The organism is Autumnicola aciditolerans, assembly GCF_041679265.1.
Classification (GTDB): domain Bacteria; phylum Bacteroidota; class Bacteroidia; order Flavobacteriales; family Flavobacteriaceae; genus Autumnicola.
In genome coordinates, this window is sequence record NZ_JBGFSM010000001.1 from 51630 (window position 1) to 74420 (window position 22791).

Below are 22791 nucleotides of genomic sequence, written 5' to 3' on the forward strand. Positions count from 1 at the left end.
TCATTGAATGCTTTCCGGTTGAAGTTTGGTATATGGCCTCGGCTGGTAATTTTTGGCAATTTCAGCAATGGCTTTTATATGGGAAGGAGTGGTGCCGCAGCAACCACCAATAATATTTACCAGGCCTTTTTCCAGGTATTCTTTTATTTGTGAGGCCATTTCCTCGTCATCCTGGTCATATTCCCCAAAAGCATTGGGAAGACCGGCGTTGGGATATGCCGATACTCCGGAACTTGCGTAGCGGTTGAGCACTTCCAGGTGAGGCGTTAATTGTTTTGCCCCCAAAGCACAATTAAAGCCAATACTTAAAAGCGGAATATGAGACACTGAAATTAAGAAAGCTTCTGCGGTTTGCCCGGAAAGGGTTCTGCCAGAAGCATCGGTAATGGTTCCGCTTATCATCACCGGGATTTCAACGTTCATTTCTTCTTTCAATTCCTCAATGGCGAAAAGAGCTGCCTTGGCATTCAGCGTATCAAAAACGGTTTCCACTAAAAGCACATCTACGCCTCCTTCAACAAGCGCTTTTGCCTGTTGCTTGTAAGCATTTCGAAGTTCTTCAAAAGATATGGCACGAAATCCGGGATCGTTTACATCTGGAGACATGCTCGCGGTTTTATTTGTAGGGCCCATGGCACCGGCAACGAACCGTGGTTTTTCAGGATTTTGAGCAGTTACTTCTTCAGCTACTTTTTTAGCGATTTTAGCCGACTCGTAATTCAGTTCATAAACGAGCTCTTCCATTTTATAATCGGCCATGGCAATAGTGGTTCCGGAGAAGGTATTGGTTTCTACAATATCAGCCCCGGCATCATAATATTTCCGATGAATGGCAGCAATGGCTTCGGGCTGAGTGATGGACAGCAGGTCGTTATTTCCTTTTACCGAAACCGGCCAGTCGGCAAAACGTTTTCCGCGGAAATCTTCTTCAGAGAATTTATATTCCTGAAGCATCGTACCCATCGCACCATCGAGTATTAATATTTTTTGAGAAAGCAATTCTTCTATTTTTGACATCATATTTATTCTGAATCATTATCAAAAAAGAAGATAGGAAGTATTCTTTGTTATCTATCTCCCGAAGAAACCAGGAGTAGAAAGTAGCACCTTCTCCCATTACAGGAGGGTTGCCAAGGCATCAGCGGGTCTATTCCCTCAACCTTTCTTGATAACGATGTTATTTAATGAACTTATTGCAGCAAATATAGGGCTAAGCCCTGAAATTGCAAGGAATTTAAGTGAAAATTTAAGGGAATGAAGAAAAGAGTTAGTGAGGAAATAAAACCCTCTCTTTCCTTTTTTAACTCTTTTACTCTTTTAACTTTATTACGATATTATTTTTCCATTCAAATTTACTTCATAAGTAATTTCAGCTGCTTTTTCCAGCATTTTTGCCACGGAACAATACTTTTCCATAGACAATGCCACGGCACGTAGGGCTTTTGCATCGGGCACTTCTCCCTTTAGTATGAAATTCAAATGGATTTTTTTAAAGACATTTGGAATAGCGCCTTCTTCCCTAAAACCTTCCACCTCCACCTGAAGGTCGTCCAGTTCGAGGTGCTGCTTTTTCAAAATCATGACCACATCTATACTGCTGCAGCCGGCAATTCCCCTCAATATCAAATCCATTGGGCTTGAACCCTGCGGATTTTCTTCAGATTTATTGTCTAAATGTACAACATCGCCGCGCTCATTTTTGGTTTCAAAATGATAGGCGTTGTTTAACCTGCTAAGGAATACTTTCATTGGTTTGAAATTTTATGCAAAGGTAGAAAAATCAGCCTCAACTAAAATTATCCTACAAAAAAGAAGGAGATTTTACCCTTCCGTCACTTCTTAGAAGTGCCACCTTCCCTTAAAAAAGGAAGGAGCAAATATCACAGCGATTTATTCAGCTCCCCTCCTTTAAAGGAAGGGAAGGCCGAAAGCCCGGGTGGTTACCCAATACTCTGTACCACTTCTTTTTTAGCCTCTTTTTTGCTGCCGTCAAATCCTTCCACCCCGCCCACGGTGGTATACTTAAGAACATATTTTTTATCTGGATAGATTCGCTGGTATGCGCTCTGGCACATGATAGCGGCCTCATGAAAACCTGATAAGATCAGCTTTAGTTTCCCTTTATAGGTATTCACATCTCCAATGGCATAAACACCTGGAATGTTAGTTTGATAATCATAAGAATTATCGACCTTTATGGCATTCTTTTCAATTTCCAGCCCCCAGCTTCCAATAGGCCCGAGTTTTGGCGAAAGTCCAAAAAGCGGAATAAAATCATCTACTTCCCTTAATTCTTCACCACGGGCTTCATCTTTATGGCGGATCACCACCTGTTCCAGTTTATCCTCGCCGCGAAGACCAACAACTTCAGCATTGGTGATCATTTCTATTTTACCGAGTTTTGCCAGTTCAGAAACCCTTTCCACAGAATCCAGCGCTCCCCGAAATTCCTGCCTTCTGTGAACAAGGGCCACTTCCGCGGCAACATCTGCCAAATAAATTGCCCAGTCTAAAGCGGAATCCCCACCTCCGGCAATCACCACTCGTTTGTGACGAAACACTTCCGGGTCTTTAATAAAGTAAGACACCCCTTTGTCTTCAAAATCTGCTATATTCTTGATAGGCGGTTTTCTTGGCTCAAAAGAGCCTAAACCTCCGGCAATGGCCACCACAGGCGCATGGTGCTGAGTTCCCTTGTTGGTAGTCACAATAAAGGTTCCATCCTCCTGCTTTTCCAGGGTCTCGGCACGTTCTCCTAAAGTAAATCCGGGTTCAAAAGGCTTTATTTGTTCCATCAAATTTCCTACAAGATCGCCCGCAAGAATTTCCGGAAAGGCCGGAATATCATAAATGGGTTTTTTAGGATATATCTCTGAACACTGCCCGCCGGGTTGTGGCAAAGCATCTATTAAATGTGTTTTAAGTTTTAATAATCCCGCTTCAAAAACGGTAAATAATCCGGTTGGTCCTGCTCCTATAATCAGGATATCTGTTTTAATCATTTTTCTCTTTCTTTACAGTTAAGGATTCGGTTATAGTATTCATTTGTTCCACTTTGGCTTCAAAATCGCCTTTAATAGACTTTCTATATTCATTTAAATTTTCTACCATCCTGCTTACATCTTCAGGAATTACTTCCTCAAAAAACTGGCGCAGCCTTTTGGCCGTGGTAGGCGATTTGCCGTTGGTGGAAATAGCAATTTTCACATGGCCTTTATTCACAATGCCCCCCATATAAAAATCGCAAAGCTCCGGAGTATCGGCGATATTGGCTAAAAGAAACCTTTTCTTCGCATCCCTGTGGACGCGTTTATTTAATTTTGAATCGTTGGTGGCGGCGATTACGAAATGTTTTTTCTTTAGATATTTCCTTTTATACCTGCTTTTAGTCAATTTTGCGCTGTGTTTTTTGGCCAGTTCTTCCGTTTCCGGAAGAAACCATTTAGCAACAACTTCCACATTGGCATGGGGGCTGGATTTGAACAGAAAATGCAGTTTTTCATGACCCACATTTCCGCCGCCAACCACCAGAATGTTTAGTTTGTTGACCTTTAGAAAAACCGGATATAATTCGTTTCTTTCTTCCATTTTTAGCCCCCCTAGCCCCCAATGGGGGTATTTATATATTGTTTTTCTTTAATTGCATTTTCAAGAACCGCCGGCAGTTCTCGTCTTTCTTTTACCACTTCCCCAATCACGATAATCGCCGGAGCGCCCAGTTGTTTTTCTGAAACGATCTTTTCAATAGTATTGATGGTTCCGAACCCCGATTTTTCATTAACTGTGGTTCCATTTTGAATCACTCCAACAGGAATATCTTCTTTTCCGAAGCCTTTAAAAACCTCAACGATTTCCTTCAGTTTTCCCATTCCCATCAAAATCACCACCGTTGCAGTAGATTGCGCGGCAAGGCGTACATCATCAGACAATTTTCGCTGAGTTGTAGTTCCGGTGATTACCCAGAAGCTCTCAGAAGTTCCTCTTTGCGTTAAAGGAATCCCCACATTCGCCGGCACAGCGATGGAAGAAGTAATTCCTGAAACTACTGCAGTTTCAAGTCCGTTTTTCCTGGCATAGTTAATCTCTTCAGATCCTCTTCCGAAAACAAAAGGATCTCCGCCTTTCAGCCGGACCACGTGTCCACGTTGCAGCGCATATTTTACGATCAATTCATTGATCTCCTCCTGGGAATATCGATGTTTATCTTTTCTTTTTCCGACGAAAATATGTTCCGCCTGTGGTGCATATTCCAGTAAATCCCGATTTATAAGGGCATCATACAATACCACACTCGCAGACTTCAAGGTATTCAAAGCCTTTACGGTAATCAATTCCGGATCTCCCGGTCCTGCTCCAACTACGGTTAATTTTGGTGAATTATACATTTTGTACCTCCTTTGTTCTAAATGCATCCACCCTTTTCAGGAACAAATGCGCGTCCTCTAAATATTTATGTGCGAAAGCCTCTGTTGGCTCATTTTCATTCAATTGATAAGCGAATTCTTTGAAAGAAGTTGACAACTCTATTTTGTTGGTATCCACAAAAAGTTCATCAAATTGGGAGATTATGCCTGCCTGCGTATTGGTTTTTACATCTTCTGCCAGCAATAAAGCTTTGGCTGAATTTACAATAGAAGTATAAGAATGGTAAATACTATCTGCCCAGTCTTTTCGCTCCAGCGCGCTTTTCGCATTATCTATCTTTTCTTCACTTTCGAATAAAAGTGTTGCGATCAAATCTATCACCACACCGGCACATTCGCCCACGCCAACCGCTTTTATATAAGGTTTCTCATGGCCCCAGTCCACAAAATCATTTTCGCTGAGATTAGAAGTATCGGCAAGATCTTTTAGCAGATCGTAGAAATAAGTTTTCTCCTTGCGGTCGTAATATTCCACGAATTTTTCCTCGGCTTCAGAATTCGCTTCAAAATCGTTCAACAAAACTCTTAGCGCTTCCGGCCCGCGTTTGCTGGGAACTTTTACCACTTTATCGGCAAACCTTCCCTGGCCGTTTCCTAAAGTGCCTCCGCCAAGCAATACCTGCAATGCCGGCGCAACGGTTTTTCCGACTTTTATAGACATTCCCTGGAAGCCAATTTCAGCCATATTATGCTGGCCACAGGCATTCATACAGCCGCTAATTTTTATGGTAATATCTTTCCCGTTGATAAATTGTGGATATTCCTCCTTCAAAACATCTTCCAGAACATCGGCGATTCCGGTACTGCTTGCAATTCCCAGATTACAGGTATCGGTTCCCGGGCAGGCCGTGATATCGATGGTTTTATTGTAACCGGTTTCAGCATAGCCCAGTTTTTTCAATTCCGAATAAAAGAAAGGCAGAAATTCTTTACGCACATGACGGATCAAAATGTCCTGTCTTAACGTCAATCTTATCTCGTTTCCGGCATATTTTTTTACCAGATCTGCCAGTTGCCTGGCGCCACCGGTATAAAAATCACCTAAGGGAACCCGGATTCCAATTGCGAATAACCCTTCCTGTTTCTGCGGAAGCACATTCGTGCTTTTCCAGGTTTCAAAATCTTTCTGATCCTGAATTTCTACGGAAGGAACCTCAACATCCTGTAAAGGCGGTGCAGCTTCAAATTTCTCAATTTCAAACTTTGGCTGCTTTTTGGAAAGCGCAGTCTTCTGTTCTTCCACAAGTTCCATAAAAGCTTCTTTTCCAATATCTTTTATCAGGAATTTCATCCTGGCTTTTAATCTTTTTGCCCGTTCCCCATGACGATCAAAAACCCGCAGCACTCCTTCTATTAGCGGAATGATCTCTTCCGCAGGAAGAAAATCGTATAATTCATCTGCATGTCGCGGCTGCGAACCGAGTCCGCCCCCCAGCATCACTTTAAATCCGCGTTTTCCATCCTTCAGTTTTGGGATAAATCCGAGATCATGAATATAACTTAAGGCTGTATCCTCATCTGAAGAAGAGAATGCAATTTTAAATTTTCTACCCATTTCCTGGCAGATGGGATTCCGCAGAAAAAATTGAAAAGCTGCATGCGCATAAGGTGAAACATCAAATGGCTCGTTTGGATCTATCCCGGCGGTTGGGGAAGCGGTAATATTCCTCACCGTATTCCCGCAGGCTTCCCTGAGCGTCACATCATCTTTTTCCAACTGCGCCCAAAGTTCCGGCGTTCTGTCCAGGCTCACATAGTGAATTTGAATATCCTGGCGCGTGGTGATGTGCAGCCTTCCGGTAGAATATTCGTCGGAAACGCTGGCAATTCTATGCAGCTGTTCTGAAGTTACCTTACCAAACGGCAGTTTTATACGAACCATTTGCACGCCCGCCTGTCTCTGGCCGTAAACGCCACGGGCAAGACGCAGACTCCTGAATTTCTCCTCATCGGCTTTCCCTTCACGGAACAACCTGATCTTCTTTTCCAAATCTATGATGTCTTTCTCAACAACAGGATTCTCGATTTCGGTTCTAAAACTTTGCATGATTCTTATTTTTTAATTCTTAAACTGAAATTTTTTCCTTTAAAACCTTATGGGTTTTAGGCTTCAGATAATGTTTCTTTTGCTATGCTCTTCCTGAAATTAAACGGATTGGCATTAATAAAAAAGGCCCTTTTAATGACCACACTTAAAGAACCTTTTATTGTTTTTATTACAAAAAATTCTTTAAGTAATGGTTATTAGCCACATACCCCTGCACATTATGGAACTAATTTTCATTAATGCTTTCCTTTTTTAGTATTCTAAGATTACTGGATAAAACCTACTCCAGCAGTGGTATTGGTTTGAGTATCTACCAGAATAAATCTTCCATTTGCTTTATTTTCTTCAAAATTATCGGCAAAAATGGGTTTGCTTAATTTAATGGAAACCTGTCCTATTTCATTTAATTCCAGCGAAGAGGCCCGGCTTACTCCCCCAAAATTTGTAGAGACCTGCCCCTGAATTTCATCTATTTTAACCAAAATCCCATTAGTATTATGCTGAAGTACATACTTTGTACCCGGCACCAGTGCTTTCCCGTCCATCCAACATACCGTGGCATCCAGTTTTTTTACCTGCCTTGGCACCTCATGAGATCTCACAAGGGTATTCCCGCGGGCAACATTAATATCATCCTCCAGGGTAATAGTAACCGAACTTCCCGCAGGAGCTTCTTCATATTTTTTATCAAAGAAATAAATCTCCTTAATTCTTGAGGTGGTAAGCGATGGCAGCACGGTAATTTCTTCTCCCACTTTTAAACTATTTCCGGTTACTTTACCCGCATACCCCCTAAAATCGTGATGTTCATCGGTCTTTGGACGAATTACCGTTTGCACGGCAAACCTTGCCTGCGCTTCTTCCTGAAAATCTTCAGCTTTAATATTTTCCAGATGTTCCAGCACGGTGTCCCCCTTGTACCAGGACATTGCCGTAGACTTTTCAGCTATATTCTCTCCCCATAAGGCACTAACGGGAATAAAGGTAAGTTTCTGCTCTTTATAATCACTTTTTTCCTGAAGCTCCCTGAAATCGGCAACAATCTCATTAAAAACCTCTTCAGAATAATTCACCAGGTCCATTTTATTTACAGCCACCACCACTTCTTTTACACGAAGCAGGTTATTGATAAAAAAGTGGCGGTAAGTTTGCTCAATTACCCCTTTTCTGGCGTCAATTAAAATAATGGAAGCCTGGGAAGTGGAAGCTCCGGTCACCATATTGCGGGTGTACTCCACATGCCCAGGAGTATCGGCAATAATGTAGCTTTTCTTTTTGGTGGAAAAATAGATATGTGCAACATCTATGGTGATTCCCTGTTCCCGTTCTGCCACCAAACCATCTGTAGCCAATGAAAAGTCAAGATAGTCAAGACCTTTTTTGCGGCTACTCTTTTCTATCGCTTCAATTTTATCTGAAGTAAGGGACTGGGTATCGTAAAGCAACCTTCCAATAAGGGTACTTTTACCGTCGTCTACACTTCCTGCGGTTGCTATTTTTAATACTTCCATAACCTCTCCCGCTGCTCTCTCCGAAATAGAGCGAGCCTTTTGGTTTTTATGATTAGTTGATAATTTCATTTTAAAATGTCTATCGTTTATACAAGGTAGAGAAACTTCTCTTTGGGGATTTTAGAAGTAACCCTGTTGCTTTCTGGTTTCCATTGCCGCTTCAGAACGTTTATCGTCTATTCTTGCACCACGTTCAGAGATGGAAGATTCTCTAATCTCTGCAATAATTTTTGGAATAGTGTCTGCTTTAGATTCCACTGCCGCGGTACAGGTAATATCTCCCACCGTTCTAAAACGTACGCTGCGGGTTTCAGTAACTTCATGATCTTCTTTATAAACAAATTCTGAAGCCGTCCAAATTAAGCCGTCACGTTCAAAAATTTCACGTTCATGTGAAAAATAGATGGAAGGTATCTCGATGTTCTCCTTATCTATATAATTCCACACGTCCAGCTCTGTCCAGTTAGAGATTGGGAACACCCTTACGTTTTGCCCAATATCAATCCTTCCGTTTAGCATATCAAAAACTTCAGGGCGCTGATTTTTTTCATCCCACTCCCCAAAATCATTCCTTACTGAAAAAATGCGCTCTTTAGCCCTTGCTTTTTCTTCATCTCTCCTGGCGCCACCAATACAGGCGTCAAACTTAAATTCTTCGATGGCGTCCAGAAGCGTATTGGTCTGTAGGGAATTCCTACTGGAATATTTACCGGTTTCCTCAATGGCTTTCCCATTATCTATATCATCCTGAACATGGCGCACAATTAATTGAAGTCCCAGCTCTTTTACCAGCCTGTCCCTAAATTCAATGGTCTCAGGGAAATTATGGCCGGTATCTATATGAAGCAGCGGAAAAGGAATTTTTGCAGGATAAAATGCCTTTTGAGCCAGCCTCACCAGCGTTATAGAATCTTTTCCTCCGGAAAAGAGCAACACCGGGTTTTCAAACTGGGCTGCCACCTCTCTAAAAATATAAACAGCTTCGCTTTCTAAAGTATTTTGATTTAAAATTGAACTCATTATTTTTCTTTTTAAGCGTGCAATCCACACTCTCTGTTGGCTAAAACTTTTGTAGGATCAAAATATTTAAATTCATTTGGCAAACCATTTTCTTCCAGGTACACGTCCAGCTTTTCATCACTCCAATGGTAAAAAGGACTCACTTTTAAAATTCCGTCCTTACTGTAACTAAGAATATCTATGCTGTCCCTGAAGGAGGTTTGTCCTTTTCTGAGATTAGTAAACCATACATCGGGTTTTTGTTGTTTCATTGCCCTTTGGAAAGGTTCCAGCTTCACCTGCCTTGTAAATTCTTCGTGCTGTGGGCTATCCACTTGTGGTATTCCTCCAAAAAGAGCATCGCGGTAAGCTGCGGTTTGTTTAGGAGTATAAAGCTTTACATTAAGCTCCAGAATATCTATCACTTGTTTCGCATGCCTGTAAGTTTGCGGAGTATTATAGCCGGTATCACACCAAATCACTTTTATAGCCGGATCTATTTTAACGCAGGCATGCAGGATAGCTGCTTCATAAGGCCTGAAATTGGTAGTCACCACAGGCTTTTCAGCATTGGAAATTATCCATTGTACAATCTCAGCAGGAGTAATTCCCTTTAACTGATGATTTAAAATCTGTAATTCTTTTTCGCTATACCTTTTCATAATTATTCCTTTCCAAAGTTTATCATATTCCAAAGCCGTTCGTGCCCAAAATAAAGTATCATTTTTGTCACCAGTTCTACTGAACCTATTGCCAGCGCCGTTTCTATTTGCCCGGTAAGGATCCAGGAAATAGCCACCGTATCCATTGTTCCCACTATTCTCCAGCTTATAGTTTTCGCGATACTTCTAAGCGGTTTTTCTGAAGTCTTATCTACTTTGTACGTCTTCTTCTCTTTAGACTTATTCAGGAACATAATTATTTTTATTCTTATTCTATATTAACCTATAGAACTACTAGGTTATAAGACAAATGTAATCTTCATTTTTATTTACTCCAATTATTAGGAGCCTAATTTGCTGCTTTTAACATTATTTTTCCTGCTGCGCCTATTTTACAGCAATATCTGCCAGGGTATTTTCTCCTAATACTTTTAAAGTACTGTCTCTTACCTGGATCATAAGGGCGTGTACAGAGCAGGTTTCCTCACTCACACAATCCCTGCACTTCTCATAATAATTTAAACTCACGCAGGGAACCATAGCTATGGGGCCTTCTAAAATGCGAATTACAGCCGTCATTTTTATTTCTTCCGGCTCTTTAATAAGATAATAACCACCACCCTTGCCTTTTTTTGAGCCCAGAAACCCAGATTTCCTTAACTCCAGCAGAATACTTTCAAGGAACTTCTGAGAAATATTTTGGGTCCTGGAAATCTCTGCGGTTTGTACCGGCTTACCTTCCGGTTGTTTTGCGATAAAGGAGAGCGCTTTTATCCCGTATTTTGTCTTTTTTGAAAGCATAACGCGAAGATAACTAAAATTAAAAAGTTGGTGGTTTGGAGTTCGGAGTTCAGATTTTTTTTAACCTCCTCTTAGCTCATTAACTTTTTTACCTCCAGTATAGCTTCATCTTCACATTCTAAATTCGTACTTCTAAATTCTTCCTGCAAAACCCGCAGATTTATGCAGCATTTATTTCCTCTTTAGCTCATTAACTTTTTTACTTTTAAACTTTCACTTCAAAAAACTACCCCGGCCTACGGCAACCTCCTTAAAAAATGAGAGCATTTATTCCTCAAGAAATCTTTACCACTCCTAACTACGAACTACGAACTACGAACTACAGACTATCGACTACAAATTATAAAGCGCCTGCTTCAGATCCTTAATAACATCATCTACATGTTCCAGGCCTACTGAAATTCTTACCAAACCTTCTGAAATTCCCGCTGCTTCTAATTCTTCCGGAGATAATTTGCTATGCGTGGTAGACGCCGGATGGGTAACAATAGTCCGGGTATCGCCCAGATTTGCTGATCTAGTACACAACTTAAGATTGTCAATAAACTTTCTTCCGGCATCCAGCCCGCCTTTGATCTGGAAAGCAACTATATTTCCGCCTAACTTCATCTGTTTTTTAGCGACTTCATATTGGGGGTGAGATTTTAGAAACGGGTATTTTACAACTGCTGCCTGCGGAACATCTTGCAGGAATTCAGCCACTTTTAATGCATTTTCTGAATGTTTTTCTAACCTTACCGGGAGGGTTTCCAGGCTTTTGGAAAGCACCCAGGCATTAAAAGGCGAGAGTGCCGGGCCGGTATTCCTGCTAAAAAGGTAAATTTCGCGCACCAGATCTTCCTTTCCAACCGTAACTCCGCCAAGTACCCTGCCCTGCCCGTCAATTAATTTGGTAGCCGAATGAATTACCAGATCGGCTCCATATTTTATGGGATTCTGAATATAAGGTGTGGCAAAGCAATTATCGATAATCAGGATCAGGTCATGCTTTTTGGCAATTTCACCTAAATATTCCAAATCCAGAATATCCACTCCGGGATTTGTGGGCGACTCGGCAAATAATATTTTAGTTTCCGGTTTAATTAAACTTTCAATTGTTTCGGGCTCATTTACATTGAAGTAGCTATGCGAAATATTCCATTTTGGGAAATATTTTGTGAATAAGCCGTGGGTAGAACCAAAAACAGATCTTGCAGAAACAATATGATCTCCACTATTCAGCAATGTGGCGAGTGTTGAAAATACCGCGGCCATGCCGGTTGCAAAAGCATAACCAGCCTCTGCTCCTTCCATTTTCGTGATTTTCTCTACAAATTCTGAAGTATTGGGATTGGTAAAACGGCTGTAAATATTGCGTTCCTTTTCTTCCGCAAAACTGGCCCTCATATCTTCAGAATCTTCAAAAACATAACTTGAAGTGAGATATAAAGGCGTGGAGTGCTCCTGAAATTGGGTTCTTTCCGTTTGAGTTCTTACGGCTATTGTTTCAAAGTTTTCCATTAAGCTATTTTTTCTGATAATTTTAAAATATCCCCAAATACACCTCTTGCGGTTACGGCAGCACCGGCACCGGCACCCTGGATTATAATGGGCCGGTCGCCATATGATTCAGTATAAATCTCAAAAATCGAATCGGCTCCCTTTACCTGACCAAGACTGCTATCTGCAGGAACAGAGACCAAACTTACTTCCAGTTCGCCTTTGTCCTGTTGCAAATCTCCGGAAAGGTCTCCAATAAATCGCAAAACATGATTGGGTTCTTGTTGATTTTTTATTTTTTGGTAGGTTTCATCCAGCTTTTCCAGATTGGCAATAAAATCATTTGCATCTCCACCCCTTAAATCTTCCGGCACAAGATTTTTAATTTTTACATCTTCAAATTCATTCTGCAAATCCAGCTCTCGCGCCAAAATTAGCAGTTTTCGGCCAACATCATTACCATTTAAATCTTCCCGGGGATCAGGTTCTGTAAAACCCTTATCAATAGCATCTTTTACCACACTGCTGAACGGCCGGTCTTCCGAAGAAAATGTATTGAAAAGATAACTTAAAGTACCCGAAAAAACGCCCCGTATTCGTGTGATATTTTCTCCTGAAAGATGTAAAATTCTAATGGTGTCTATTAGCGGAAGGCCCGCACCTACATTAGTTTCATACAAATAACGTTTTTGGTTTTTTTCCAGATCTTCCCGCAAATTATTATAAAACTGAATGTCCAGTGTATTCGCAATTTTATTGGAAGAAATCAAATCGAAGCCACTTTTAACCAGTTTTGGATATTGCTGAACAAAATCTTCGCTGGCCGTATTATCAATGGCAATCAGGTTTTCTAAATGATGCAACCTTGCAAAGTCTATAATTTCTGAAACCGAAGATTCCTTTTCTGAAACCAGAAGTTTTTCTTTCCAGTCTTCAGAAATTCCTTCGGAATCCAGCAAGAGCTTCCTGGAATTGGCCACCGCAAAAACGTTCAGTTTAATTTTCTTGCGTTCTTCAATGGAAGCAGCCGAATGCAGAATTTGGTTAATTAAGGTTCCGCCTACATTACCGTGGCCAAAAATGGCGATATTTATCTTTTTATAAACCTCGAAAATTTCCCCGTGAATTACATTTAAAGCCTTATGCAGATGGTGTTTTTTAACCACCAGGCTTACATTTTTTCCGGTTACGGTATTGTTGAAAAGCAAGGGGACGATCTGGTTCCTGATGAGCGCGTTATAAGGTTTATGAAAGGTACTTAGGTCCTGGCCCACAATCGAAATTACCGAAACGTCATCTACCACCGAAATTTTATTGACATCTTTCGAGTAAAAATCGCTTTCAAACTCCCTTTCAAGCGCCCGGACCGCACGGTGTGCATTTTGCGCATCTACTACCAAACCGATACCTCTTTCTGAAGAACCCTGAGAAATAATGCTTACGCTTATACTATTATCTCCAAGAGCGCGAAAAATTCGTGCGTCAATACCCGATTTCCCTAAAAGTCCGCGGCCTTCCAGATTCAATAGCGACGTATGTTCGAGAACCGACAAAGATTTGATTCCTTCTTTTGTAGGTTTCGCAGTAATCAAAGTTCCCTGGTTATCGTTATTGAAGGTGTTTAAAATCCGTAGCGGAATGTTTTTTTCAATAAGCGGAATAATGGTTTTGGCATGCAAAATTGTTGCACCAAAATTGGCCAGCTCGTTCGCTTCGTTATAGGAAAGTTCCTCAATACGCTGTGCGTTTTTAACCAGATCTGGATTAGCGGTAAAAATCCCATCTACGTGGGTATAATTCTGCAATTCTTCGGCATCCAGATAATTGGCAATAAGCGCTGCGGAATAATTACTTCCATTTCTACCCAGCGTCGTAGTTTCTCCATTTTCGGTTGAACCGATATAACCGGTAATAATATTGACGGTTTGACCGTTGTGGAGTTCAAAATGTTTCAGAAAATATTCTTTTGAAATCGCTTCCAGCGGCTGCGCATTTCCAAACTTATCATCGGTCTTTAAAAGCTCACGGGAATCGGTAAAATTCGCCAGGTGCCCTCGTTGCTTCAATACTTCAGTTATAAACTTTGCCGATAAAATTTCTCCCTGCGCAAGCAGCTGGTCCTTGACCTTTAAGCTGTAATCGCCCAGCAACCGCACTCCTTCCAGGATGTTTTCAATATTTTTAAATTCTTCTGAAAAATCCAAAGCTTTATATCCGCCTGCCTGATATTTCCTGAACTTTTCAAAAGCTTCGGAATAATCCTGATTGGAAGCGGCCATCTCCAGCAGGTCTTCCAGCTGATCTGTAGTTTTTCCCCTTGCGGAAACCACTACTCCAATGCGCTCCTTTTTTTCAATTTTATCCTCTATAATATCAAGAACAGCGTTGATCCCGTTCCCGTTGGACAAAGATTTGCCGCCAAATTTTACAATTTTAAGCTTGCTTCCCTGCTGAAATATCCCCGAAATGATCTGCTCCACCTGCTTTGCTTCAATTAAGAAAGCATCATGGCCATGAACCGAATGAATTTCGCTGTAAGTAACTTTATTGCTACTTTGCGCCAGCTGGCGATGGGTTTCCCGGTTTTCTTCCGCAGTAAAAAAAAGATCGGAATCTACACCAATAATGCAGATATTCGCATGAATTTGTTCCAGGATTTTATCCAGCTCCGGCCTGCCGCGCGAAACATCAATGGTTTTTAACAGCTGATTCATCAGTTTATATGCTCCAATCTGGAAACGTTCCTGAAGTTTATTCCCATGATGCAACAACCAGCTTTCTACATTAAAAACCTGCAATTCTTCGTTGGTGCTTCGCTTGAACCGTGATTTAAAGGACTCCGGCGTGCGGTAACACAACATCGCGTGCATCCTGGCATCGTGTACCGGATTTTTAGAATTATTAAGGAACAGTTCCTGCACCTGGCAATTGGCAATCAGCCAGTCGGTAGACTTCCAGTCGGTCGCAATAGGAATTAAATTCTCGGTAATTGCAGGATTAATTGCAGCCATTTCCCAGGCGATACCACCTCCAAGGGAACCTCCAATAAGCGCGAACAATTTTTCGATTTTTAATTCTTGCAGGCCAATTAGAAAAATACCCGCGACATCCCGGGCAACAAAATCTTTATAATTTTCTATAATAAAGCCATCATAGCCATTCCCGGGAATATTGAAAGCCAGGATGGTGTACTTGTTCGTATCGATGCATTTTTCTTCTCCCACGATTTCCTTCCACCAACCGTCATCTCCCGCAACATTCGAATTTCCGGTGAGGGCATGGTTAATCATCACCACCGGCGCCGAAAGCAATGGCCTACCAAAAACTTCATAGGAAAGTTGAATGTCCTGAACCTTACCTGCTGAGGTTTTGAAGTTATTTATGCGAATTTCTTCAAGCATATTTTTCGTTTTTGAGGAAGGTAAACGGGAAAAGATTTGACCTTGGTTTCTTTTCCCAAACCTTCCAACCAACAAATTAAACCAAATTCTTCTTTTCTATTTTAGCAAAAGCCTCTTTTAGATCGGCTTTTAAATCTTCAATATCTTCCAGGCCTACGGAGAGCCTGATCAAATCCTGGGTTACCCCTGCAGAAGCCTGCTGCTGTTCATCCAGCTGCTGGTGGGTGGTACTTGCGGGATGGATAATAAGAGATTTGGTATCGCCAATATTGGCAAGCAAAGAGAAAATTTTTGTTTCATCTGCCACCACACGGGCGGCTTCATAACCTCCCTCTACTCCAAAAGTAACAATCCCGCTCTGGCCTTCAGGAAGATATTTTTTAGCCAGCTTATTGTATTTATTATCTACAAGCCCAGGGTAGTTTACCCAGGTTACTCTCTGCTGTTCCTTTAACCACTTTGCCAGCTCCAGCGCATTCTCGCTATGCTGCTTTATTCTTACTTTTAATGTTTCCAGGCCCTGTAGGATTTGAAATGCATTAAACGGACTAAGTGCTGCCCCATGGTCCCTAAGACCTTCTACTCTTAGTTTTGCAATAAAAGCGGCTTCTTTTAGGGCTTCGTGATAGACTAAGCCGTGATAGCCGGGCGAAGGTTCAGTAAATTCCGGAAATTTCCCATTAGCCCAGTTAAATTTTCCGGCGTCTATTACCACTCCTCCAAGGGATGTCCCGTTGCCATTAATGTACTTGGTAAGGGAATGAATTACGATGTCTGCCCCATATTTTATCGGGTTCAATAAATAAGGCGTGGCTACTGTGTTATCAACTATAAAAGGAACTTTATGCGCTTTAGCTTCCGCAGATATGGCTTCAAGATCCAATACATCCAGTTTTGGATTCCCCAGGGACTCTACAAAAAATGCCCGGGTATTTTCCTTTGCAGCTTTTTTAAAGTTTACAGGCTTACCGGGGTCTACAAAAGTGGTGGTGATGCCCAGTCTTGGCAAGGTTACACTTAAAAGGTTGTACGTCCCTCCATACAAGCTGTTGGAAGCCACAATATGGTCTCCTGTTTTGAGCAAGGTTAACAGGGTAGTATTAATAGCTGCAGTTCCTGAAGCCGTTACCACTGCTGCGATACCTCCTTCCAAAGCTGCTAAACGCTTTTCCAGGATATCGTTAGTAGGGTTATTGAGGCGGGTATAGATAAAGCCTGGTTCTGCCAGTGAAAACAAATCGGCAGCATGTTGGGAATCTTTAAACACGTAAGAAGTGGTTTGGTAAATTGGAATTGCTCTTGTTCCTCCATTGGCGGCTACATCGTGCCCCGCATGTAAAGCGTTAGTTGAAAATTTTGGTGTGCTCATGATATAAATTTTTAATGTTTTCGTTTTTATTGCTTCTGTATTCTCGTTGCGGAAAAGGATAGGTTTCCCACATAAAAAAGTCCCCGTGGTTAGCTATTACCAGGGGGACTCTTGAATTGAACTATATAAACTAATTTATATCCTCGAGTTTTGGCAATAGCTTTTCATGCGACGCATACACATCTCCATCATCATGCTGCACATTATCTTATTTATTGCCTTATCCATTATTTACTGTTATTTATTAAAATATGCTATTTATGCTCTATACTTCCAGGGGCGATTCTATTTAATTTCTTGCTGTTTACAAAAGAAAAAGTTCTTAACAAAAAAGCCGCTGCGGTTGGCAGCGGCTTTTACATTTTTATATGGTGAATTATGCAAAAGGATGCGCTGCGGAAGTTCCCCTCATCATGCACATCATCATATTGCAAATAAATTGTTCCATTTTTTGTGTTGTCTACGGCAAAGATAAACACAGAAAAACTTAATATGCAAATTAAATTTGCTTTTTTTAATTCCTTTAAATTTGGATTAAGTTTTTTGTTCCCTTAGTAAAATATCCGGTGTTGCATTTTAATCAACCTAGTCCTGGACCAACTTCTATTTTTAAAATGGTAATTTAATTCCTCATTTATTTCAGAATTATTTATAGCAGGAATAAAAATTAGCTTTTATAGATTTTTAAGGAGGATTGCAACTGGAACATATTAATTAGCCAGGTAGTAATTAAAAAAACTGCTAACTTCCTTTTGTAGAAATCTAAGTAAATCTGAAATAACTCGTCTTTTTGAGACTGGTTTGCGAAACAGATAATTTGCTCAGGTTTTATAAGCCAGGTTCTTACCTTTTCATTCCCCCCGCACCACAATTCCCATAGGCCTGTGAGCTCTGGAATTTACTGCGGTTAGGCATTTAAGACAAGTACTAAAATACTGCTAATATATTATTAAAAAAAAACAGGACACTTTTATCGTCTCTATCTTTGCGGTGCAATCATATTTTAAATTCAAAATATATTATTATGAAAAAATTATTATCACTGGTTTTCCTATTAAGCTTTGGTTTTGCCCAGGCGCAGTTACAGGAAGGTAATTTTATGTTGGGTGCAGATTCCGGGAGTGGTTTAGCCACCACCACCAGCCAGGGCTTGTTTGGCCTTAACTTTGGATTGAATGATGGAGCCGGCTTTAATGTAGGGCTTAGTCCTAAACTGGGATACTTCATTAGTGATGGATTTGCTATTGGAGGTTTAGTGAACCTTGGATATACCAAATCTGCTGAAAACAATGGGGTTTCCACAAAAACTACCGTATATGGAGTACAGGCATTTTCCAGATATTATATCACCTCTGAAGAAATTGGAGTAAACCTGCTTAATGAAGGTAGGTTCTTTCTGGAGGCAAATGCGGGTATCGCAGGCGTAAATGTTAAGGATGGCCCAACCACCAATGGTTTTGCTTTTGGAGTTGGACCCGGTTATTCTTATTTTCTGAACAACCATATTGCTCTTGAAACATCCTTGAAGTACAACGGACTAGTAGGTGGCGGAAATACTACTTACCAGAATCAGCTTGGGCTAAATTTTGGTATCCAGGTATTCCTGCCTTCCTCTGAGGCAAAGAACAGGGTTGAAAATATAGAAGATCAAATGTAAAGTTTACTTTGAAAAATTTTAAACAGGTTTTAGAATTTTCAAGAGTTAGGGGCTTTTTCGGTTTATTTCCGGGAAAGCCTTTTTTTTGCGCTAAGGATTGAGCGGTTGTTTGAGCTCTTTTAAACTTTTTGGCTTTAAAAAGCGAGCCGCGAAAGCCTGGCCCATGCCGGCCTGCCCTTGCAGGCAGGCTTTTAGGCGATGGGCAGCGCCCAATAAATTAAAATCCCGTTAAAGCGATTTTGAATCTAAACAATTTTTATACATTTGTATGCGATATAATTTCAGGGAAAGATTTGACTGATTGCAACCCTAATACCGGCTTAAATTTCCGGTTGAAAATGCTAAAGCAGTAATGCACTCCTGTAGCCTTTGCACGTCACTTCCGCCCCTGTTTATTCTAAACTAAAAAAGAAAACATGGCGTATTTATTTACTTCAGAAAGTGTTTCTGAAGGTCATCCGGACAAAATTGCAGACCAAATTAGTGATACTCTTTTAGACAATTTTCTTGCTTTTGATGAAAACTCCAAGGTTGCCTGTGAAACTCTGGTAACTACAGGACAGGTGGTTCTGGCAGGAGAAGTGCGCAGCGATACGTACCTTGATGTTCAAAATATTGCCAGGGAAGTGATTAATGACATTGGCTATACCAAGGGCGCTTATAAATTTAGCGGTGATTCCTGTGGGGTTATTTCTTTAATACACGAACAGTCTCAGGACATCTACCAGGGGGTGGACCGTGGGAAAAAAGAGGAACAGGGTGCCGGAGACCAGGGAATGATGTTTGGTTACGCCACCAATGAAACCGAAAATTATATGCCCCTGGCGCTGGATATTTCTCACCGCATCTTAATTGAACTTGCCAAATTGCGAAGAGAAGGAAAAGATATTAAATACCTGCGGCCCGATTCCAAGAGCCAGGTAACTATTGAATACAGCGACGATAATGTGCCGCAAAAAATTGTGGCTATCGTGGTTTCTACCCAGCATGACGATTTTGATGAGAACGATGAAGAAATGCTGAAGAAGATAAAAAAAGATATTATTGAGATCCTTATCCCCAGGGTAAAGGAACAGTTACCGGAATATGTTCAGAAATTGTTTACTGAAAATATCAAATACCACATTAATCCCACCGGGAAATTTGTAATTGGCGGGCCTCATGGAGACGCAGGCCTAACCGGAAGAAAAATTATTGTGGATACATACGGTGGGAAGGGCGCCCACGGCGGGGGAGCATTTTCAGGTAAAGATCCAAGCAAGGTAGACCGTTCTGCAGCTTATGCTTCCAGGCATATTGCGAAAAACCTTGTAGCCGCCGGGCTGGCCGATGAAATCCTGGTGCAGGTTTCTTATGCGATTGGAGTGGTGGAACCTACTTCAATTTTTGTAGACACCTATGGAAAATCCAATGTAGATATGACCAATGGAGAAATTGCGAAAAAAGTAGGAGAAATTTTTGACATGCGCCCTTCAGCAATAGAAGAACGTTTGAACCTTAGAAATCCTATTTACAGGGAAACCGCTGCTTATGGCCATATGGGGAAAGAACCACGTAAAATTACCAAGGTTTTCAGAAGCCCGTATTCCGGGGAAGTGAAAAAAGAAGTAGAACTTTTTACCTGGGAAAAACTGGATTATGTAAATAAAGTAAAAGAAGCTTTTGGGTTATAATCGAGCTTTTATAATAAAGCTATAGAAGGCCTTTCTGTTAGTCACAGAAAGGCTTTTTTTTGTGATATAAAAAGAGAGCTGCAAAAATAGTACTCTCGTATAGTAAGAAAAAGATAATTTTTATTTTTTAGAATTTTAACGTTTATTTGGTTCTACTTTAACATCTTCTATGTCACTTAAAAAACTCCTGCTAAGTATTATTCTTAGCTTGTATGCGAGCGTTATTGCTGCACAAACTCCAAAAATCTTTCAGGATGATAAACCGGAATGGGTTATTCCAATAAGCCCAAAAAAGGAGTATAAAGAAAACCGGGCAGCTGCTGGCAGTTCCGTTTATCTTCTGCTGGACAGGCAGGACAATCTTTCTTCAGAAGAAACCTTTGTACACCGCGCCTATAAAATCCTGAAGAGCCAGGGGATACAGGAAATGAGTGATTTTTCTGTTGACTTTGACCCGGAATACCAGCGACTTACCTTTCATGACCTCACTATTTACCGCAATGGAAAAAAGCTTTCCAAACTTACCCTGGACAACATTCAGGTTGTACAGCGGGAGACAAATATGGAACGGCACCTTTATGACGGGAGCCTGACGGCAATTGTTAATTTAAGTGATATAAGGCTGAACGATGTGGTAGAACTCTCCTATACTATCACGGGTTTTAATCCTGTGCATAAAGGTAAATATCAAGGGGAATTTTATCTGGAACAACCAGTACCGGTAGTTGAAATATACAACAGCGTTAGACTTGTGCGGGAGCAGTTCATCAATTACCAGGTGAATAATACCAAAATAGAACCAGAAATAATTGAGGAGGAAAAATTTAAAACCTATGCCTTTCATATTAAAGAGCCGGAAACCACGATTATTGAAAACAACACTCCTGCATGGTATGACTCTGCTGCCTTTGTGGAATTTAGCCAGTTTAAAGATTGGGAAGAAGTGGCTAACGAATATCAAAAATATTACCGTACCACTCCGGCAGAACAGGCAGAGCTTAAAAAACTAACAAAACTAATAAGCGCAAAAGGTGACGATACCACTTCTATTATTAGGTTTGTACAGGATGAAATTCGTTACCTGGGGTTTGAAAATGGGATGAATTCTCATAAACCCAGTGCTCCCACCCAGGTTTTTGAACGTAGGTATGGCGATTGCAAAGACAAATCTTTTCTTCTAAGTGAGCTTTTACAGAGCAATGGGATAAAGGCATATCCTGTATTAGTCAATTCTTATAAGGGTAAAAATTTAAATCAAACCCTCGCTTCTCCAGGAGCATTTGACCATTGTATCGTACAGCTAAAAACCGAAGAGGGCATAAGATATATAGACCCCACCATTAGTGGACAGGGTGGAGACGCTTCCTCAACTTTTTTTCCTGCTTACGGATATGGCCTTGTTCTTAAAGAAGGAGAAAAAAAACTTACTAAATTGCCATCGCCAAAGGTTTCACCTGTAAATATTACGGAAACTTTTATTTTGGATGATGTGGGAGAAGGTGCCTTTCTTGAAGTTGAAACCGAGTATTTGGGGAGCCAGGCAGATTTAAGAAGGCAGGAGTTTGAAGAAAGCACTCTTGCTCAAATCCAGCAAAATTATTCTAACTACTACAGCCTGGTTTATCCAGATATTGTGGCGGATAAAGAAATAAGGTATGAAGATTTCCGCAACCGTGAAAACAAATTTCTGGTAAAGGAGCGCTACAGGATAGATAGTTTATGGAATCCTTCCCCTGAAGATCCTACTACCATTTATGCCGAATTTTATTCCCTTGCCCTGGAGCCATATCTTTTCCCGGCTCAGGCCGCACAGCGAAAAACGCCTTATTATATCGATCCGCAATCTGATATTACTCACCACATGATCGTTTTTGTTCCTGAAAAATGGATGGTGCCACAAGATCATGTAAATGTAAAAAACAATGCCTTTGAATACGATTATAAGGTTTCTTATAGCAACGCGAGACTGGATATTATACATCATTACAAAAACCTGAAAGATCATGTTTTGGCGGAAGAATTCCCGAGTTATCTTGCAGATCATAAAACTGCGCAGCAGAATATAAGCTATTATCTTACCTACAACAAGAATCTGGCAGGGGCTGCAGCAGAGACTTCAAATTTCAGATGGATTTCTCTTATTATTGCTCTACTAGTAATGGGGATCTCTGCCCTGATCTGTTTTAAAATTCATCAAAATTATGATCCCCCAACCTCGATACAACCAAAATTCCAGAGAAATTCAATTGGAGGCTGGCTGGTTTTAATTGCCATTGGCTTAACCGTAACTCCACTAATCCTCCTAATACAGATCTTTTTCACAGAAGATTTTATGAGTCCTCAATTATGGGATCTTTTGTTCTCCGGCGGTAAATATTTTCAAATTGGCGTCTTAATGCTTTTTGAACTGGTTTATAATTGCGCGTTACTGGTATTTTCCATTCTTGTGGCCGTAGTATTTTATCAAAAAAGAACCATTGCTCCCAGGCTTATTATCATTTACTATGCAGTAACTTTAGTAATAACCGCTCTAGATACCTTTGGGGCATATTCCCTCACACAGGTCTATACTGAATATGAAAAGAATAAATTATACAAAGAGTTACTAAGAACGGTTTTTAGATGTATCGTTTGGATTCCCTATTTTATCTATTCCAAACGTGTGGAAGAGACATTTGTAAACACAAAAAATCCCTCTCCAGAAGAAGAAGGATTAGCTGATGATGGCTCCCTGAATTTCGGGTAGAAAACAAAAGCCTAACACCTTT

Annotated in this window: 17 protein-coding genes and 1 riboswitch; of the genes, 3 read left to right on the forward strand and 14 right to left on the reverse strand. The window is 40.8% G+C overall.

The genetic code is table 11. The annotated features are described in order from the left end of the window. The 14 genes from AB8M93_RS00260 to AB8M93_RS00325 all read right to left on the reverse strand — a co-directional run bounded on the left by AB8M93_RS00260 (window position 1) and on the right by AB8M93_RS00325 (window position 16693). The gene (locus tag AB8M93_RS00260; protein ID WP_373055896.1) at window positions 1-1017 is read right to left on the reverse strand and encodes a homocysteine S-methyltransferase family protein; all 1017 of its coding nucleotides are present in this window, start codon (window positions 1015-1017) and stop codon (window positions 1-3) included. A gap of 47 nt (window positions 1018-1064) precedes the next feature. Beyond that, a riboswitch (SAM riboswitch) is annotated at window positions 1065-1175 on the reverse strand. A gap of 151 nt (window positions 1176-1326) precedes the next feature. Continuing rightward, the gene (locus tag AB8M93_RS00265) at window positions 1327-1749 is read right to left on the reverse strand and encodes an OsmC family protein (RefSeq protein ID WP_373055509.1); all 423 of its coding nucleotides are present in this window, start codon (window positions 1747-1749) and stop codon (window positions 1327-1329) included. 191 nt (window positions 1750-1940) lie between these two features. Then, a complete protein-coding gene (locus AB8M93_RS00270) occupies window positions 1941-3002 on the reverse strand; it encodes an NAD(P)/FAD-dependent oxidoreductase (RefSeq protein ID WP_373055510.1) in 1062 nt (353 codons plus the stop codon). Further along, the gene (locus AB8M93_RS00275) at window positions 2995-3588 is read right to left on the reverse strand and encodes a precorrin-2 dehydrogenase/sirohydrochlorin ferrochelatase family protein (protein ID WP_373055512.1); all 594 of its coding nucleotides are present in this window, start codon (window positions 3586-3588) and stop codon (window positions 2995-2997) included. The genes AB8M93_RS00270 and AB8M93_RS00275 overlap by 8 nt, the downstream gene beginning before the upstream one ends. A gap of 11 nt (window positions 3589-3599) precedes the next feature. Beyond that, entirely contained in the window at window positions 3600-4385 is a 786-nt protein-coding gene (gene cobA, locus AB8M93_RS00280; protein ID WP_373055513.1) for a uroporphyrinogen-III C-methyltransferase, read from the reverse strand. Continuing rightward, entirely contained in the window at window positions 4378-6471 is a 2094-nt protein-coding gene (locus AB8M93_RS00285) for a HEPN domain-containing protein (protein WP_373055515.1), read from the reverse strand. Before AB8M93_RS00285 ends, cobA begins: the two co-directional genes overlap by 8 nt. A 266-nt stretch (window positions 6472-6737) precedes the next feature. After that, window positions 6738-7982 (reverse strand): sulfate adenylyltransferase subunit 1, encoded by a 1245-nt coding sequence (locus AB8M93_RS00290; RefSeq protein ID WP_373055897.1) that lies wholly within the window; start codon window positions 7980-7982, stop codon window positions 6738-6740. Between the two features lie 120 nt (window positions 7983-8102). Continuing rightward, a complete protein-coding gene (cysD, locus tag AB8M93_RS00295) occupies window positions 8103-9002 on the reverse strand; it encodes a sulfate adenylyltransferase subunit CysD (RefSeq protein ID WP_373055516.1) in 900 nt (299 codons plus the stop codon). Window positions 9003-9013: 11 nt separating this feature from the next. Continuing rightward, window positions 9014-9643, reverse strand: coding sequence for a phosphoadenosine phosphosulfate reductase domain-containing protein (locus AB8M93_RS00300; protein ID WP_373055517.1), 630 nt, complete (start codon window positions 9641-9643; stop codon window positions 9014-9016). A gap of 2 nt (window positions 9644-9645) precedes the next feature. Then, complete coding sequence (locus AB8M93_RS00305; RefSeq protein ID WP_373055518.1) at window positions 9646-9897, reverse strand: DUF2061 domain-containing protein; 252 nt, start codon at window positions 9895-9897, stop codon at window positions 9646-9648. Window positions 9898-10030: 133 nt separating this feature from the next. Continuing rightward, window positions 10031-10444 carry an RrF2 family transcriptional regulator gene (locus AB8M93_RS00310; RefSeq protein ID WP_373055519.1) on the reverse strand — a complete coding sequence of 138 codons (414 nt, stop codon included), beginning with the start codon at window positions 10442-10444 and terminating at the stop codon, window positions 10031-10033. Between the two features lie 333 nt (window positions 10445-10777). Continuing rightward, window positions 10778-11944 carry a trans-sulfuration enzyme family protein gene (locus tag AB8M93_RS00315; protein ID WP_373055520.1) on the reverse strand — a complete coding sequence of 389 codons (1167 nt, stop codon included), beginning with the start codon at window positions 11942-11944 and terminating at the stop codon, window positions 10778-10780. Beyond that, complete coding sequence (thrA, locus tag AB8M93_RS00320) at window positions 11944-15324, reverse strand: bifunctional aspartate kinase/homoserine dehydrogenase I (protein WP_373055521.1); 3381 nt, start codon at window positions 15322-15324, stop codon at window positions 11944-11946. The genes AB8M93_RS00315 and thrA overlap by 1 nt, the downstream gene beginning before the upstream one ends. A 76-nt stretch (window positions 15325-15400) precedes the next feature. After that, window positions 15401-16693: an O-acetylhomoserine aminocarboxypropyltransferase/cysteine synthase family protein gene (locus tag AB8M93_RS00325; RefSeq protein WP_373055522.1), complete on the reverse strand. Its 1293-nt coding sequence runs from the start codon at window positions 16691-16693 to the stop codon at window positions 15401-15403. 1024 nt (window positions 16694-17717) lie between these two features. Here AB8M93_RS00325 and AB8M93_RS00330 point away from each other — a divergent pair. The 3 genes from AB8M93_RS00330 to AB8M93_RS00340 all read left to right on the forward strand — a co-directional run bounded on the left by AB8M93_RS00330 (window position 17718) and on the right by AB8M93_RS00340 (window position 22769). Beyond that, a complete protein-coding gene (locus AB8M93_RS00330) occupies window positions 17718-18350 on the forward strand; it encodes a hypothetical protein (RefSeq protein ID WP_373055524.1) in 633 nt (210 codons plus the stop codon). A 416-nt stretch (window positions 18351-18766) separates the two neighbouring features. Further along, window positions 18767-20023, forward strand: coding sequence for a methionine adenosyltransferase (gene metK / locus AB8M93_RS00335; RefSeq protein WP_373055525.1), 1257 nt, complete (start codon window positions 18767-18769; stop codon window positions 20021-20023). Between the two features lie 169 nt (window positions 20024-20192). Next, entirely contained in the window at window positions 20193-22769 is a 2577-nt protein-coding gene (locus AB8M93_RS00340; RefSeq protein ID WP_373055527.1) for a DUF3857 domain-containing protein, read from the forward strand. Window positions 22770-22791 lie beyond the last annotated feature (22 nt).

Coding starts and splice junctions, on each gene's coding strand:
- AB8M93_RS00260 (WP_373055896.1), bottom strand. CDS start 1,017: ATGTCAAAAATAGAAGAATTGCTTTCTCAAAAAATATTAATACTCGAT.
- AB8M93_RS00265 (WP_373055509.1), bottom strand. CDS start 1,749: ATGAAAGTATTCCTTAGCAGGTTAAACAACGCCTATCATTTTGAAACC.
- AB8M93_RS00270 (WP_373055510.1), bottom strand. CDS start 3,002: ATGATTAAAACAGATATCCTGATTATAGGAGCAGGACCAACCGGATTA.
- AB8M93_RS00275 (WP_373055512.1), bottom strand. CDS start 3,588: ATGGAAGAAAGAAACGAATTATATCCGGTTTTTCTAAAGGTCAACAAA.
- cobA (WP_373055513.1), bottom strand. CDS start 4,385: ATGTATAATTCACCAAAATTAACCGTAGTTGGAGCAGGACCGGGAGAT.
- AB8M93_RS00285 (WP_373055515.1), bottom strand. CDS start 6,471: ATGCAAAGTTTTAGAACCGAAATCGAGAATCCTGTTGTTGAGAAAGAC.
- AB8M93_RS00290 (WP_373055897.1), bottom strand. CDS start 7,982: ATGGAAGTATTAAAAATAGCAACCGCAGGAAGTGTAGACGACGGTAAA.
- cysD (WP_373055516.1), bottom strand. CDS start 9,002: ATGAGTTCAATTTTAAATCAAAATACTTTAGAAAGCGAAGCTGTTTAT.
- AB8M93_RS00300 (WP_373055517.1), bottom strand. CDS start 9,643: ATGAAAAGGTATAGCGAAAAAGAATTACAGATTTTAAATCATCAGTTA.
- AB8M93_RS00305 (WP_373055518.1), bottom strand. CDS start 9,897: ATGTTCCTGAATAAGTCTAAAGAGAAGAAGACGTACAAAGTAGATAAG.
- AB8M93_RS00310 (WP_373055519.1), bottom strand. CDS start 10,444: ATGCTTTCAAAAAAGACAAAATACGGGATAAAAGCGCTCTCCTTTATC.
- AB8M93_RS00315 (WP_373055520.1), bottom strand. CDS start 11,944: ATGGAAAACTTTGAAACAATAGCCGTAAGAACTCAAACGGAAAGAACC.
- thrA (WP_373055521.1), bottom strand. CDS start 15,324: ATGCTTGAAGAAATTCGCATAAATAACTTCAAAACCTCAGCAGGTAAG.
- AB8M93_RS00325 (WP_373055522.1), bottom strand. CDS start 16,693: ATGAGCACACCAAAATTTTCAACTAACGCTTTACATGCGGGGCACGAT.
- AB8M93_RS00330 (WP_373055524.1), top strand. CDS start 17,718: ATGAAAAAATTATTATCACTGGTTTTCCTATTAAGCTTTGGTTTTGCC.
- metK (WP_373055525.1), top strand. CDS start 18,767: ATGGCGTATTTATTTACTTCAGAAAGTGTTTCTGAAGGTCATCCGGAC.
- AB8M93_RS00340 (WP_373055527.1), top strand. CDS start 20,193: ATGTCACTTAAAAAACTCCTGCTAAGTATTATTCTTAGCTTGTATGCG.